Below are 16,420 nucleotides of genomic sequence, written 5' to 3'. Positions count from 1 at the left end.
AGTAGTATACTTAAGTAGGGTATTCCTTGTCAATGACGCATTCCACATATTATTCAATATCTATGGGCATTAGATCATCCAAAGGCAAATCATCTATTTCCAAATTTCTTCCTTCTACAGTTGATATCATGAAGTTCTTGATTTTTTCCATAGACTCAAGATCAGTATTCCCGATCAGTTCTACAAGTTTAGTAACACCGAAATTAGCAAAAGAAACCAAAAAGCCCAACTTATTGAACTCATCCTTTGATTTTTCTCCATTCTTGCTCTTTTCATCACCAAAAGCGAGTTCAAGTTTCTTTTCTTCTGTCAGAGATTCAGTCGTAGTAGACAGAATTGCTGCCTGGAAATAAAAATCCAACTGCCCATTATCATTATTATTTATTACGTTACGAGGAACATACTTTGGCTCCTCTCCACTTTCAGAAGGAGTTTCAATCCTCTGATCATACATGATTCCTATAGCCAAACATAACATAAATATACTATAGTTTGTTCTAGTAGAAAAAATCGCAGAAAGCTTGTCGATTGCTCTATTCCAATCAGTGCCTTTCAAAATCACATCAGTAGTTATTTCCATAACTTACCCTCCTCTATAGTAGCAATGTTTTTCTCATCATTGCTCTGTATAGTCCATACTCTACCAATATTCTCCGCTTTAATAACATCATGAAGATCATCCTTAGAGAAAACTATAACCTGAGGTGCAAATTTAGGAAGCATATCAACAACATTCTGTTTTTGGTCAGCATCTAGTTTTGAAAACGGTCCATCTAAAACCAATGGATACTCTCTATTATGTAAGCCCTCTTCATTTTTTAGCATTTGAAGAATTCCGCCAATATATGCAAAGGAAACTACTGCAAATTGTCCTTCTGACTTTGATTCGTCATTAAAACTATCTGTTACTCTTACTGAAAATTCATTTGTAACAGAAACAGATCTCCTTGAAGTAAGCATATTATTCAACAAAAGCTGAATATTCTCCTGCAATTGCTTACTATAGTTGTTTGCTGCATGTTCTAATTCATCAGCAAAGTATTTTGCAACTTCTTCCATTATTTCAATTTTATGCTTTGCAGCCTGGCCTTCTTTAATCCCATCTGTAAGCTCATTAAACTTCTTCATTTGCTGTTTGAGATAAATTTCGTGTTTTTCTTTTTTCTTCTCAAGTTCTGTTATTAATTCATCAAGCTCTAAAACAGCCTCTTCAGCCTGTTGCCTGCTAACAATTAAATCTTCAATGTCCTTACTATTTTTTTCTGCCTCATCCAGCTCTTTTATTTTTCTATCACAAGCCTCAGCTGAATCCTTATTATCTAGAACTCTTTTTATTTTTCCTTCAATGTTTTCCTTGTCATAAGACTTATTTATACTATCTGCTCTGCCTTTAAAATTCTGATACATGCTGGCATACGAATGTGGAGGCATCATCTGCAAAAATGATGAAATATGTTCCTTTTCTTTGTCACATAAGGCATTACCACAAATACATTGAGTAGTCGAAAGTTTTGTCAAATATGCTATCAGTCTTTTTGAAAGGCCATCCGGTAACGCATCTGCTGTTTCTTTCACCTTTAAATCCAACTTCTTCTCAGCATCTAAAATTGCCTTTGAAATAAGCAGCGTTGGAAAGCCACTCATAATAGCATCTCCAAAGTTAGCGGTTTCACTTTTTACATTATCAAGAAAAACATCCCGTTGCTTCTTTAATTCACTTCTTTGAGCTTCATAATCTGCCTTAGACTTAGAACTACCAATCTCTTCAGACACTCTACTAATAAGTTCTTTTTTTTCATTCCTTTCTTTCCGCTTATCCTCTAGTTGATCTTTAAACAGCTGAATTTTTCCTTGCGCATTGTCTATATTTGTTTTTACCGCAGCCACTTCACTTCCACTAGCTATAGTACCTTTTTCTAAATATAGTTTTCCCAATACTGTTGTTTTTAAATCTGTACTACCAATATGCGCAATTGCAGCCTCTATTATATCAAGATCAAACATTGAATATAATGCTTTTCGTAGCTTCATTGCGGAATCTCTTCCTTTAACTCTAAGGTCCGCAATCATACTCTCACCATCAAAAAAGAAATACTCAGCCAATCCTGATGGAAGCATCTTTTCAATGGTTTCTTGTGGTCTGTCAACTCGTTTCCAATTATAATCATCATCCATCTTCTGGAGTGACAACTCTTCACCTATTTTTTCCGAGTCTGTTAGGCCTTTCTTATATATACTTTTTCTAGTGAGCGAATACTGTTGTCCATCGTCTTCAAAGTCTATTCTTCCCATAACTTCAAAAACATTGCCATATTCCTGCTCTGCCTCATATGCCAAGTTATATAGATGCTCTGTTGTTGTTTTATTAAAATGCACCTGTCCATATATTACCCACTGAAAAAGCTGGTGCAACGTTGTCTTTCCGTCACCATTTTTACCATAGACAATAGTCACTTTCCCATCTGTAGAACACTTAATTGCTCCATGATCCTTAAAGTTTCTAAAATTCTCGTATTCAATGGTCTTTATTTTCATTTGCAATTTCCTCTTCTAGTTTATTTAAAATTGCGTTTACAACGTCGGTTTTTCCGTTTTTATTATCTCCAGACATCTTTGCCGCCTGTAAATCTCGTTCACTTTCTTGAATAAAATCGACCATATGCTTAACTATCTCTTCTTTACTCATCCTCATCGACCTCCACATCTTCATAATCGTAAACATCAATATCTTCAATTGAAAGATCATATTGTAGAAGGTAGTCTTCTAAATCCATCTCTAATTCATCCCAATTTAAAGATAATCGCGCATATTCTAAATACCTACGAAGCTCTATCTTTGCCCATTGGTCGCATTCTCTACTAGGAAGGACAATAACATCGTAAATTGTTGCATCCTTTTTCCCTGCGTACGTTCTTAAAATTCTACCTCTTCGTTGAACAAACTCTCTATAATCATCATTGCTTGAAAGGATTAGGGCGCTTTTTATCGATGGAATATTAATTCCTTCATCTAAGCATCTGATTGCCGCCAATGCGGATATCTCTCCTTTATTGAAAGAATCCACCAATTCCATTCTATCCTTCATATTCTCTTGGGCAGTAAACTGACTAGCTTTATATTCATGCTCGCTTAATATCTTCTTAATCTCTTGAATATGTCTAACTTCTGCTCCTCTTTCATAGTCAAACAAATGTCCATCGCCACAATAGACAACAACATGGTCAGTCTCTTTTACTTCATCTATAATATCATGTATTTGTTCCATCTTCTGACTTGCCATTGAAATAATTCTTAACCTGTTTCTTAACGTTTTAACTAGCAAATCCGGATTAATGCATTTCCCATTCTTAAAACATGATAGGATAATGCGACTGCAAGCATTAAACTTACTTTCCTCCTCGTCTGTAGAATGTACAAATATCGGCCGATAATAGTATGGCACAAGATATTTTCTATCTAATGCTTCTTCGATAGGTAAGCTGAATACTTGCCCACCAAAGTAATCCATCAATTCTTTCCCTCGTTCTGCAGAGGTTCCACTAAATGGAGTCGCACTTAAGCCCAATAGATAGTCATAGTTTTGAGGTCTAATGGTAAATCTATGTGCTTCATCAACTATCAAAAGTTTTTTTCCTTCAAATTTAGATATCAAATTATTAAATCTATCTTTTTTGAACGATGCTATTGTAGATAATATTATCAACTGGGCTTTATCATCATATTTACTTCTTATAATCTCGTCAGTAATTTGCCTCTCCCACTCAGGATTCTCAGACGAAACTAAAACGAGCTTTGCATGAGGAAACGCCTTTTCAACATCTTCAGCCCATTGTTTTATAAGATGCTTGTACGGAGCACATACCACCGTAAGAATATGATTGTTTTCAATTAATTCCTTTGCAGAATATATAGCAGTCCATGTTTTACCTGTACCAGTTGCCATAACATAGAAACCATGGTATCCATTACTAACCCATGCGTTAATAGCTTGCTCTTGATAATCACGCAAAACTACAGCTTTTCCAGCATTTCCTGACGAGCGACGTTCAATCACCTCAAGTAATTTTTTTTGAGCAGTTTCGCGGAATTCATATACTTCAACATACTCGTTACTGTTGTTCCATAGCTGGTCAAATTCCTCATTTTCTTCTGCAACAATCTCATCAAATCCAGGCACCCAACTTTTAGCAACACGGATTTTTTCATAATTTCCCTTATATCCACTGTAACTTGAATTCGCCGAACCATAAAAAGCTATCTTATTGCCTTCGTCATCGGTAAATACCCCTAATTTATCATGATATATCCCATTTCCACTAGTAATAGCAATTTTAATATCCAAAATATTATTCTTAATCAAATCCGATAATAATTGGAGCTTCCTATCATTTAATTTTTCTATTTCATTCACAAATCCTTCTGTAAATCTATTTTCTACAAGAAGTTTCCTTTGTTCATATCCTGTGGTAATAGCGCGTATATCATCTTCGGTCAATTCTGGACTTGCAATAAGCTTTATTATCCCCTTATTCTTTACCAAACCCATTATTCCTTCAGAAATAGTATCAATGACACCTGAGGAAAAAAAGCCGACGCTTCTCTTATATTCTGTACTCATTTTCAGTACAGGAACAACAAACGCATCGGTAATACTGTTATCGCCTTTGCTTTTATAACTATTATGAATATCCAGTTCCTTGAAACTCATACCAAATCGTCCTCGTCCAAAATATAGTCACCAATTAGTTCATCTATATTATCCAAATCATCGATAGTAGCAACATGTCCAACGTTTTCTTTATCTAGATTTTTCACACCTTCAAGATTCAACATTCCTTTAGGTGCAACCACAGGAAACGAATATCTAAACTGCTCAGATGAAGCTGCTACATCTAGACTAGTTCCCCATTTTTTAATCAAACTGTATATTAGCCAATCAGTCCATGGTACATTTATCGTTGGAAATTTCATAATACATGCTAGATTAGCGATAGGAACAGTACCTGTAATTTCTTCACATATCAGCTTTTCGATATAATTCACAACATTGATATCTACTCCGATTTTTTCAATTTTCATTATTTCGCTGGAATTGATCAGTAAGCTCATATCATTACAAGAGTCTATGAAATCCAATAGACTATATATTGTAAAATGATATTCCTTTGCCAAACTCTGTATTTCAGAAATACTCATTATGTCACTATCTGCTATAGTTCCATCTATTACATCCCTCGCTCTATCAAATTGAATTTCATCTTTTGATATGAAAGGTCTAGAAAAAACATACTCACCACCAAATAAGTACTCCAGTAAACTAAAGAGTCCAAATGGAAATGAAATGAAATTTTTTGACAAAATAGCTGCATTTTCTGCAACAACTATAGGATGTATATCTTTAACATGAATCAAATCTTTGTCTGAAAGTGCTTCTTCTAGCACACTGTGCAAATACTGTTTTTCTCCATCTGTAATGCTTATGTTATTGCCATGTATATACGAGCCAAATAGATTAAGCACATTCGAATCAGATACAGACAACTGCAAAACAATATCAGTTAAGCCAGGAAATGCCTTAAATATTTCTTCCTTTGTTACAGGATATTTTGAGTGCTTGATAAAAGTTACTACACTCGTATATACAGATGTAAATGAAGGATCTTTAGCTATATAATCACGCTTAAAATACCAGCAGTCATCATATAATTCATGGAGAATTCCTTGCAAAAAGTATCTATTATCAATTCCTTCGCCAACTAACTCTTCTTCAAAAACATCAAATATTGCCCCAATCAAAATAATAGGCTGATTTGCACTTTCGACATACTGATATATTTTTTGAGCAAGCTCTTTCGATATAAAATTTCCCTTGTTAAGTTTATATCTCCCTCTGCCACAAAGAATTCCATTGGAGCTAAGGATGCCAATTATGGATCTATCTGATTTATCAGCCATTGATATTCCATAATCAAATTCCACCTTTTCTCTAAATGAAGCCAATTCTTTAGCATCATAAATATGCATGCCATTAGGGTAGTGCTTTTCAAGAACATCTAAATAAATATTCTTCAAAACAAGTCGAAATCTATGATACACTTCGCCTGTGCGATCATAGCACTCATCAAATGATCTTTCCAATAACTCCTCAGGCAATTCATATTCTTGTACACCTGCAATAATATACTTTTCTTTATCTTTTACCGCCAAAGTTTCAGGAATAGAATCAAGATATTCTTGGACACTCTCAGCAAGCGAATAATCACTCATAACAAATGTATCAGTGTTGTGATCATAGTATTTCTTATATGTTTCACAGTTTTTTAGCAGATATATGAATTCATCAGTATCTTCCCCGAAATACTCACTGAGTTCTGTAGGCGTAAGTACAGAATCTCCACTCCTGACAGCATAAATTTTCCATAGCAATCTGGTTGTCTTGGCAAACCTTCCAAAGGCAATTATCGCTTTCTTTTCAATTTGTCTAACTCTTTCCCTCGTCACTCCAATATCATTGCCAACTAATTCTAGCGTCTTTTTTTGCGCTCTCAGACTTATAATGCGATCCCACTTAGGATTGTCTTTGACAATTTTCTTTATGTTGCTTATATCATTTTCAAGATCAAAAGCGCACCATTTTACAAATTTGTTCAAGGCAATTTCTTCATTTTTCTTTTCGCCAATTTCGTCAATAAAAGCATTTAGCGCCATTTCTCTATCACTAAGATAAGAAAAGACGGTGTTTCTTGCATTATCATCATCAGTAAATGCCTTTATAAAATGCTCTGCTGGAAGATTTCCATATTTTAACTCAGGTTCTTCTTTTTTCTCTCCAGACAATGAAAAAATAAACTCTACTAATTCTGTTTGACAGCTTCTTCCAAAGCCTCCTACCTTTAGCATATCTGCCATACTCTTGTTTAGTAGGTCCTCAATTGTTCGAATATTCAGCTTGAGAAGCCTATTCCCCAGTCTATTACTAAATGTGTACTCATTAATGTAATTAAAATGATACTGTGCAGGAACCAAATTATACAAAGCACCAAATGTGTCGCACATCTTATCACGCGATTCTTCGACATGTGCACCATCATTTTTCTCAGCTATAAAATCAGCGACATCAATACTACTTAAATTCGAGACAAATTCTATAACATCATCCAAGGTGCTTTTTCCAAAGTTATTTAATGACATCAAATAATAAGGGCTTAGTTTTAACAAATCAGAAACTGCCCCTATCTTATTTCTTAATAGAATATTCTTTACCCTCCTAGGAAGGTTAACATCAAGTATGCTCTTAGCAGAATAGTCTTCTGGATTAAGACCATGTACTAAATAAAAAGGTTTATTAAATCCCAATAAATCATCACTTTGTTCTTCCAGTGATAATGTTTCTTCAATTACCTCTGATACATGATCGCTTTTATAATCTGGATGTACCTCTTTCTGAACTTGCTCCTTTTCTAGAATGCTATTGTCATTTTGAGTACTATCAATAATTGTGCATGATTCAACAAGACTTTCTTCTCTTACTCTATTACCTTCTCCTAAATCACTCTTTTCATCGAGTATTAAATCACTTAATTCTTCAGGTTTCTTATCTCCAATTGCTATAGTTTTAGAAATATCCTCTTTTACTTCTTTACACTTCACATCTCTTATCTGTGACAAAAAATTGCATATCTCTCTTTCAGAAGTTGACGCAAATCCATTCAATAACCTCAGCTCGAATAGTGTTTTATTTAATAACTCCTCTACTGAATTTATGTTGTTGCTATTCAAAACATTCTTAAGCCGATTACTTATTGGGGCATTGTAAATAGAATAGTTCTTATAATCACTTGAATCTACCTCGTACATGTCTGAAAGTAGTGGATGAAAAATATTTTTTGAAATACCATCCCGTATATCGTCTGGCTCTTCATTATCCTTAACTGACAAACCATGCTTATTTTCTTTTTTATTGTTTAATTTGTTATCGTCTTCAAAGTCATTACTATCGGCATCATTAACCGATTTTCCCTCCGATGCACTTACTAGAGAAATATCCTCGCATTGATTCCGTTTTCGAATCCTATATCTATCAATTGCATCAGAAATATCATTGAATTCAGATGTCACAACACCACAAAAATCAAATAACTCATTTATTGAAAAAAGCCCCATTTTCCTAACAGTTTTTAATCCACCAAGCTTAAGTTTTTTCAATAGATCATCTGAAAAGCCAATATCTTCCAGCTGCACTTCTGCTATATCATCTAATTTAATTATTTCTTCTATAGGAATTGAATATATATTATCTATTCCCTCTATCTCCCCATCCACTTGAACACTTTGGTTAGAAATTCCCTCATCCTCTTGAACATTCCCACAAGACAACTCATTTTGTTTCAATGCAGGATTAGTTTCCTCTATTGTTTCATTCTTATCCACGCAATTGCTAACGTTTGCTAAATTACCAACATATGATTCTATTTCAATAATTTCTTCTGGCGTTAAATCAAAAAAAACCTCAAGCTCTTTTGAATTATACAATAGAAGTTTACCAACAGTGCATACATCCTCTTCTTCTAGTTTTTTTGTCAATTGCTCAGTAAGCCCTGCAGTTTCAATTTCTAGCGATAAGTAATCTATATAATTTAAGTCATATTGCTTGCTAAAACTAATCATAATTGCCTCTATTTCTATATAAAAGAAAGGATATTCAACCATAAAACACAGCTAACTATATTATATTCCACAATCGAATAACTCTACCATAAAAATGGTTAAAAACACTAAACATACATCCTAGCTACCTTTAAATCTATTCGTACAGCTCATACTTAAACTCTCCAAAAACTGCCTATGTTTTTCTCGTTCTCTTTTAAGCTCATCCTGACTGCGATCAAATTTTCTTCGCTCTTTTTCTAGCTGTGCTTATAAGATCCTTGTATTGCTCATCCATTAATCTGCCAATTTTAGCCTTCTTTCCAGAATCATAGGGCTACGTTTCTTTCAATCCATGCTTCTATCCCTCTTGCAAATCTCATAGAACTTACAAGTATCACATTAGTGTTTGCAGAATCTGTTGTTCCTATGAGTATATTTCCTAATCCAACACTGGACCTTATCCATTACATATTCTCCTAAAAGACTACCTATTCACCTTGTAACTGCCTTGAATTAGTATTTTATGTGTCCCCATAGTAATTGATAATGTGTCCTATAATTACGCCAAGATAAGTAATGATAACGAGACAGAAGAAAATGAAGAAATGACAAAAATGTAAAGAAAAACTGCCGGAATTTCTACCGGCAGCCCCATCATTTATACTTTTCCTCTAATATCTTAATAGCCCTTTTCAAAAAATCCACATCATAATCAGTATACCCGCCCATACTCCAATGAGTCAGATACCTCCAATATGAAAACAGTTCATTACCTACAACTTGCCTATCTGCATGTTCTAAAACATATAGACGATTTCGTTTTTCTTCTCTCTCATTCGTTGGCTCCTTGAGTTTTAACCCGCAGTTCCTTTCATACTCATGAAAGGACTCTTCACAATCCATCTCAAAGCCTAACCCCCACATTAAGTCTGGGAAATCCTCCCAGGAATCAAGATTATTGTTCTCTTTATATTTATCAAATATTCCCGGATTGTATACTAACGGTTCAATGCCCTCATGCATAACCCCTCACCCCCTATTCCATATTCTTCGTAAATTCAACCAAATTGATTTCGCAATAACTCTCCTCCAAGAGACAGAAGAAAATACATTTGTCTAATCATTCCATGAATACATCGCACACGCTATTCTCAAAATGAATATTTCCTTTAGTTTGAAACGCCATACATACCAAAGAGTGCCTTGAACTTGCTTCACGATAGCTAACTCAATTATCAATACTATCAATTTTATCAGTTAATACATCAATCTTGTAATACTTAATGGTATTACCATCTGTACTATAGTAATTACCATATTGGCTATGTTTTTCTAATTCATCACATACAATAGTACTATATGCCCCATCTCTTGTACTTAAAAAATCATATTTATAAGTTACAGCATCATACTCACATGACCCTATATTAGGAAAATCTGTATTAAAGCCATTGCAACTTCCATGGTGAGAGTGCAAAAGAGTCTTTAAACTAAAGTTTCATGACTGAACTCAATTCGTATCTATTTCTTAATTTCATTTAATCCTTTAACTTTGGCATAAAATAAATAAAAAAGGCAGCATGATTAAGTCTGCTGCCTTTTTAAGAGTATCACATTATACACTATAGATTATTAGATATTAAATCTTTTATCTCAAATATTGTTTCTGTTATCCTTTCTGCATCAAATGGGATCCCGCACAAAACGACCTTATTTGAGACATCATCCAGATGCGACTTATAAGTCACTTCATAGTGTGTAAATCTGTCTGATGGATATAAGATATATCCCGTTTTATCTCTCTGGGGCTCAAATGAACAATAGGCTAATATTTGATGTAGATCATGTCTGTATGTTTCTTTTAAAATAGTTACATCTGTTCCCACCGAATACATATTGGCTTTATATTTTGCATCAGCGAATACTGTCTTATCTTGAAATAATGCAATCATATCTGGTTCAAGATATTTTACCCCCCACTTCATATGAGCGCCTTTTCCTGAAATTTTCGAATTAGAAAGCATCTTTCCAGCTAACTGTTTCACGCTATTTCCGAACACATATTGAGCATATCGTTCAAAAAGCATTGACATATCGATTCTCCAAGCCATACTATTTGAACTTTCCATTTGTAATATTCGATTAGCTTGTTCTTTTAATTCTTTTACACAAATTGGATCTCCAGCGTGAATGAACACTTTTTTAACGGGACGAGGAATGATGCTCCTAACACTATTTTCCACCGATTTGTAATAACTTTGAAATTTATACCTTATATTGCCTGGCGCAGATGACGAAGTAATAATATTCTTTGCCAGATTCAAAACATAAACTAACTCTTGCCACTCTTTATGATTCATAGCTAAAACATTTCTATTACACGGAAATAGCAACGAGTTATTGGGATTTGATGATTTCATCGCATAATCATCCCAGTGAGTCCCACTAACAGGATATGGAAGAATCGTCTCTATAGCATTAAACCTTCTCCACTTATATTTAACAACTCTTTTAAACAAATAAATGTACTGTAAAGCATCGTTGTACATTGGAGCATTTAGCTGATATGGAAGATTTAATTGCATATTTGTTTCATACTCAGGCTCTACAACAAAATCTAACTCGTTAATTATATTAGTCAGAGTAAAAAAGGTATCATTGCCAGTAGTAAACCTCGGATATACTTGAAAATCTTTATGTGCAATCCCATCATATGGCATTTTAATAGGAATAGCCCCCACGTACTTAGATGAAACAAAGCTTACTGATAGATTGCTACCTGAGCCAAATGTCTGAATTCTGATGTCAAGAAATTTAAACGCTTCTTGGTTTAACATGATCATTTTTTGAAGATCTGCTTCAAGATTTCTTTTATCTCTAACTTCTTTATCAAAAAAAGTTTCATAAATAGTTTCGGCAGGTATGTATCTAGATTCAGTTAGACAAGGCATCTTAAATAACAGTTTATCCACTTATCTAAACATCTCCTCATTTATACGTTCTCTGAAGTAATTAACAAAATCATCTTTAGCTCTAACTAGCATACCATCAAGTATATATTCCTTGATAAGTGGAAGAATCTCATATCTTAATCTTTCCTCAATATGTTCATCTTTAATATCTTTTTTAACTATAAAGTATGCTTGTCCAGGCATTACGTTAAGCTCATCATCGGACGCATACTGCTCAAATATCCCTTTTATAGTATTAAATTCTTCCTCGCAAAAGTACAGTTCATCGTCGTCAACATCAACCGCATGCGGAACCATTGTGTACCATGCAAATCTTCTACGCAATGCAAAATCAACTACTGCTAAACTTCTATCTGCAGTATTCATCGTTGCAATCACATACAAGTTTTCAGGTAATTTGCCAAGTTTTACCCCTGGACATACATCAATTGTTATGTTACTTTCCTGCATTGTTGGCTCAAATAAATAAAAAGCGGATCCAAGTACATTTGACAGATTTGCTCTGTTTATTTCATCAATAATTAAGTAAATATTTTTATTTTTATTATTTTCTGCAGCCTTAATTGCCTCGACAAAAACTCCATATTTTTCATCATATTTCAAGTCTTCACTATTGACTCTTGGTAATATTCCATAGATAAAATCGCTATACGACGTTTCTGCATGAAATTGAGTAAAGAACACACTACCACCAGCAGCCAATCGTTTAGCCATGCGCGTTTTTCCAGTACCTGGCGCCCCCTGTAAAACAATGTACTTTCTATTTTCTAGGAGTTTTTTTATGTTATCTTCTTCGTATCGCACTATTGCATTATTATTCTTTAAAGCTTGACTGATAGCAGCCCTATGAGCTTTATTTGTAGGCCACATACGAATTTTGGCATATATTGCCAAATATAGTCTCATAATTCTTTCACAAGCTTCTGAGTTAGGAGCAACTATTGTTGAAGACAAAACTACCTGTTGGTACTTATTAACCGAATTATCCAGTGACTCAGGTATTTCTTGACATTCGCAAAAGTTTTTAAAGCCATCCTTTGATTCTATATCTAAAAAATCATTCTTAATAAAAGATTTTTCATCAAGTCCTCTCAAATTATTGATGAACATACGTCTAGTCCCAGGTATTGAAGCTATATCATAATCATTTCTATATCCAATGATCCCAACTGCCAGTGCAACAATCCACTTGTCGTCTTTGTCTTCACTTTCATTACTCGGGAACACTACTACACTCAAATCTTGATATGCACCTGAATAATTTTCTTCTTTGTTGATACATCCAAAAAAAGCTCCATCTGGAAAAATTTTTCCTTGCTCACCTATATTTTTTCTAAAAATGTATTTTTCTTTTCCTTTTGACGCACCACCATAACCTTCAATTATTTTTTCAAACAGATCTACCTTATCTCTGAAATTATCAAACATTGTAACCTCCCTATAGTCCTATCTCATCACTCAAACTTTTTAACTATAAACTCACCCTATTCAATCCTTATTTGCTATTGCTTCAAACTTTTCGGCTTCATTTAACAATTCAGAAATAGCAATACCAAAGCCATCAGCTATTTTCTTTATGTTTTGGATTGAAATATTTCTTTTTCCAGCCTCTACGGATGAATAGTATGTCCTATCCATACCAATCATTAGCGCAAACTTCTCTTGACTCAATTTTTTTTGCTCTCGTTGCTGTCTGCATGCCATTCCAAAATATTTTTGTATCATTGCTGTAGCCCTCCACTTTTCAGGTTAGCTTTTTGATGTATATGCAACAACGGATTATAAGTCACAAATTCATGCTAAATATTGATACAAAAAAAGGAGCCTCCAGCTCCTTCAAAATGCATACATCATACATAAATATTCAATTCAGTCAGTTCTGTGATATTCCATCAGTGAAAACGCGAAGGCTCCTTCCTACAAAAGCGCCGTTAACACACTCTGTTAGCATTTGTAAACTGCAGCAGATTAACAAAACAAATATAATACCACTTCTCATATATCTACTTCCTTTTAGTATTCTTATACTCTGAAATAATTTTAATAAAGGCACTTCCATACTTTTCTAACTTTTTTGGGCCAACCCCGTTAATCTCTAGCATTTCTACTTCATCCGTCGGTGTTTTTTCGCACATTTCCAAAAGAGTCCTGTCTGTAAAAATAACAAAAGCAGGGACACGTTCTGTTCTGGCAAATTCTAATCTAAGGCGCTTAAGCCTACTAAATAAATCTGTTCCTTTGGGCATCGTATTGGATGACTGCTCATTTTTTATAACAGGTTCGCTGCCGCATCTATTGGCATAGAGTTCAATACATGTCTCAACAGAATTAATAATTCCTAATATTTCAGATACATCGCACCCAGGCTCAAGCACTCTCTTGTCATCTGTAAATAAAATGTCATACTTATACCCGCCATCACCAAATACACCTATTCGCTTTGCTTGAAGCACAAGTCCATATTTTTCCAATCTGCGAAGTTCCTTTGTCAATACATACTCATCTTTTCTCATGTGCAGACTCCTATTATTCTTCACCGAACAACTTGATCATCCTCGCTCTGATTGCCCCAATGGTTCTTCCGTGAGCTCTACTTATATCAGCTACCGAGAGACTCCGATTTAATTCTTCTCTTAGCTTCTGATCTTCCTCATCAGTCCATGAATAATACGCATTTGCATTAACTTTCCTTATACCCTCTATGTAATTTTTTTCTTCACATCTTGGTTCCAATTCAATACCGGAACAATTCACATCATCCCATTTATGCTCATCGAATTCCCATCCCAGGAGCTCATCGTCTAAGTCATCATAGAAATCATAAACAGCCTTTGAAGTTCTTAGGTACTCCTTTTTAATATCACTGCTAATACTCATGTTTTCTATCTTTTTAACTCGACTAAGTGCAACATAGAGCTGTCCTCTGTCAAAGCACTTAGGAGAAATGTTTACCGCAGAAAATGTCTGCCCCTGTGATTTATGAATTGTAATTGCATATGCAATCTTAATTGGAAACTGTTTAATACTACCAATCAGTACTTTTTCAACCTTATCTTCCTTTACTACGTAGTCATATGTTTCCCAGGTATGTTGCTTTACAATCACTTCTTTCCCATTAAATAGTTTTATTCCAATACAATCCTCATCTAACGCGGTTATCTGACCTAACGAACCATTTTGGTATTCATCACCATTATTTAATATAGTCATTACTCTCATTCCGCATTTTAGCTTCAGTTCCTGAATACCAGAAAACTCTGTTAAACTTGCTTTGCCTTCTATTACAGCGCTATAAACTATATACTCTCCGGTAAGCTTTTCACCTTCGCTTTGGTTTATACTGTCAGCTTCTGCATTTGTTCCGCATATGTAAACCGCGTCAGGAATCGGTGTTCTCTGTACATGCGTATTAAACCATTCAATACCACTTGAATCTCCAACTCTTATTTTGTTTAGGTTTTCCAAATACTCCAAATCGTTACTTTGTCTTACCTGCGCCTTCAAAATGATATTAGCAAAAAGCATGTCCTCCCAAAGAGTAGAATTATAAGCAAAGAGATCCTCGCCTCTTTTTATCCCCCATTTTTCTTCGAATTCCTTTTCTTTCTCCTTTTTCAGAACTGGTGGCAGTTGATAAAAGTCACCAACCACGATTACCTGTTTTCTTATATGAGCACTATCATTAGTTTCCTTTTTCTGTTTATAGATATCATGCAATGTACGAATGATATATTCAAAAGTATCAATTCTGCACATGCTTATCTCATCTATAATGATGATATCTGCCTGCTTCACCGCCATACTAGGGCTCTTGGTATAACTGCCAGGCTCGGTTATTTCAGTAGGAACATAAAACAATCTATTAAGAGTTACTCCTCCAATATTTACTGCAGCTAAGCCTGTTGGAGCACAAAGCAAAACATTCTTATCTTTGTTTTCTTTTAAGTACTCATTTATCAAAAAAGATTTTCCGGTACCCGCTGCTCCTGAAAGAAAAACATTTCTTCCTGATCTCATTACTTTTAACGCGCGTTCTTGATCTATTGTTAGTTTGTAACTGTGTTCTTTATCGCCAGCGATCTTTGTTCCAATGATAATGAGCCACTCCCCAATATACTTATCTGATTTTGAAGAGTCCCCACCCCAAATACTCACAACAGAAAAACCTGCTTTTTTGAACAATGCCTTTAAGCTCTCGCGAGTATAATCACTATATTCTCTACCATCACTAGTAATTACACCATTTCCATTCTTAAATGACGCAAATATTGCTCCTCCAACTTTCAACGCCTTGTTCATCTTTGTTAAAACTGCTGGCAATTCATCATTTGCAACATGATGAAGCGATGCGCATGCCCATATACCATCAAATTCTTCATCATAAGAAATCTCATCAAATCTGAGATTACGCACTTCTATCCCTACATACTGAGATGCCTTTTTGCACATTTCTATAGAGGCATCAAAAGCCTCCACTTTATAATCCGCTTCCAGGAACGCCTTACTATCCCTACCACTTCCACAACCTGCGTCAAGAATTTTTCCGCCTTCAGGTAAGTAGTCTAAAAACCTTCCTCTGGCAACAGACATATCAATATTGATTGTTTTTTCAAAATAGAAATCAGCATTATTGTTATAATAATCGATATTTTGATTTGCCATAACCCTGCAGCGTTCCTTTCAGGTAGTTATTAACTCCACTTTTTAGGAAAACAAAAGGGGAGCAAAGCTCCCCTTTTGTAATTATAACATTATATCATTACTAATTATTCTTAATCGCGATGATTTAATAAAAAAA

Annotated in this window: 11 protein-coding genes; all 11 read right to left on the bottom strand. The window is 34.6% G+C overall.

The window, feature by feature from the left end; translation table 11 throughout:
- Positions 1–49 precede the first annotated feature (49 nt).
- The 11 genes from C4S54_RS03240 to C4S54_RS03195 all read right to left on the bottom strand — a co-directional run bounded on the left by C4S54_RS03240 (position 50) and on the right by C4S54_RS03195 (position 16,284).
- Positions 50–580, bottom strand: coding sequence for a hypothetical protein (locus C4S54_RS03240; protein WP_103868247.1), 531 nt, complete (start codon positions 578–580; stop codon positions 50–52).
- Complete coding sequence (locus tag C4S54_RS03235) at positions 571–2,535, bottom strand: AAA family ATPase (RefSeq protein WP_103868246.1); 1,965 nt, start codon at positions 2,533–2,535, stop codon at positions 571–573. The genes C4S54_RS03240 and C4S54_RS03235 overlap by 10 nt, the downstream gene beginning before the upstream one ends.
- The gene (locus C4S54_RS15915; protein ID WP_160110661.1) at positions 2,516–2,686 is read right to left on the bottom strand and encodes a hypothetical protein; all 171 of its coding nucleotides are present in this window, start codon (positions 2,684–2,686) and stop codon (positions 2,516–2,518) included. The genes C4S54_RS03235 and C4S54_RS15915 overlap by 20 nt, the downstream gene beginning before the upstream one ends.
- Positions 2,679–4,709 (bottom strand): DEAD/DEAH box helicase family protein, encoded by a 2,031-nt coding sequence (locus C4S54_RS03230; protein WP_103868245.1) that lies wholly within the window; start codon positions 4,707–4,709, stop codon positions 2,679–2,681. The genes C4S54_RS15915 and C4S54_RS03230 overlap by 8 nt, the downstream gene beginning before the upstream one ends.
- The gene (locus tag C4S54_RS03225; RefSeq protein ID WP_160110660.1) at positions 4,706–8,668 is read right to left on the bottom strand and encodes a DNA-directed RNA polymerase subunit alpha C-terminal domain-containing protein; all 3,963 of its coding nucleotides are present in this window, start codon (positions 8,666–8,668) and stop codon (positions 4,706–4,708) included. Before C4S54_RS03225 ends, C4S54_RS03230 begins: the two co-directional genes overlap by 4 nt.
- A gap of 636 nt (positions 8,669–9,304) precedes the next feature.
- Complete coding sequence (locus tag C4S54_RS03220; RefSeq protein ID WP_103868243.1) at positions 9,305–9,673, bottom strand: hypothetical protein; 369 nt, start codon at positions 9,671–9,673, stop codon at positions 9,305–9,307.
- 599 nt (positions 9,674–10,272) lie between these two features.
- A complete protein-coding gene (locus C4S54_RS03215) occupies positions 10,273–11,622 on the bottom strand; it encodes a hypothetical protein (protein ID WP_103868242.1) in 1,350 nt (449 codons plus the stop codon).
- On the bottom strand, positions 11,623–13,050 hold the full coding sequence (locus tag C4S54_RS03210) for an McrB family protein (RefSeq protein WP_103868241.1): 1,428 nt from the start codon (positions 13,048–13,050) through the stop codon (positions 11,623–11,625).
- Between the two features lie 60 nt (positions 13,051–13,110).
- A complete protein-coding gene (locus C4S54_RS03205; RefSeq protein ID WP_103868240.1) occupies positions 13,111–13,347 on the bottom strand; it encodes a helix-turn-helix domain-containing protein in 237 nt (78 codons plus the stop codon).
- Positions 13,348–13,625: 278 nt separating this feature from the next.
- Positions 13,626–14,135 carry an HRDC domain-containing protein gene (locus tag C4S54_RS03200; RefSeq protein WP_103868239.1) on the bottom strand — a complete coding sequence of 170 codons (510 nt, stop codon included), beginning with the start codon at positions 14,133–14,135 and terminating at the stop codon, positions 13,626–13,628.
- Positions 14,136–14,148: 13 nt separating this feature from the next.
- The gene (locus C4S54_RS03195) at positions 14,149–16,284 is read right to left on the bottom strand and encodes a methyltransferase domain-containing protein (RefSeq protein WP_103868238.1); all 2,136 of its coding nucleotides are present in this window, start codon (positions 16,282–16,284) and stop codon (positions 14,149–14,151) included.
- Between the last annotated feature and the right edge of the window lie 136 nt (positions 16,285–16,420).

Source organism: Butyrivibrio sp. Su6 (assembly GCF_900108105.1).
Taxonomy (GTDB): Bacteria; Bacillota; Clostridia; order Lachnospirales; family Lachnospiraceae; genus Butyrivibrio.
Note: the sequence above shows the minus strand (reverse complement) of the source record. Positions and strands in the feature narration are given on the sequence as shown.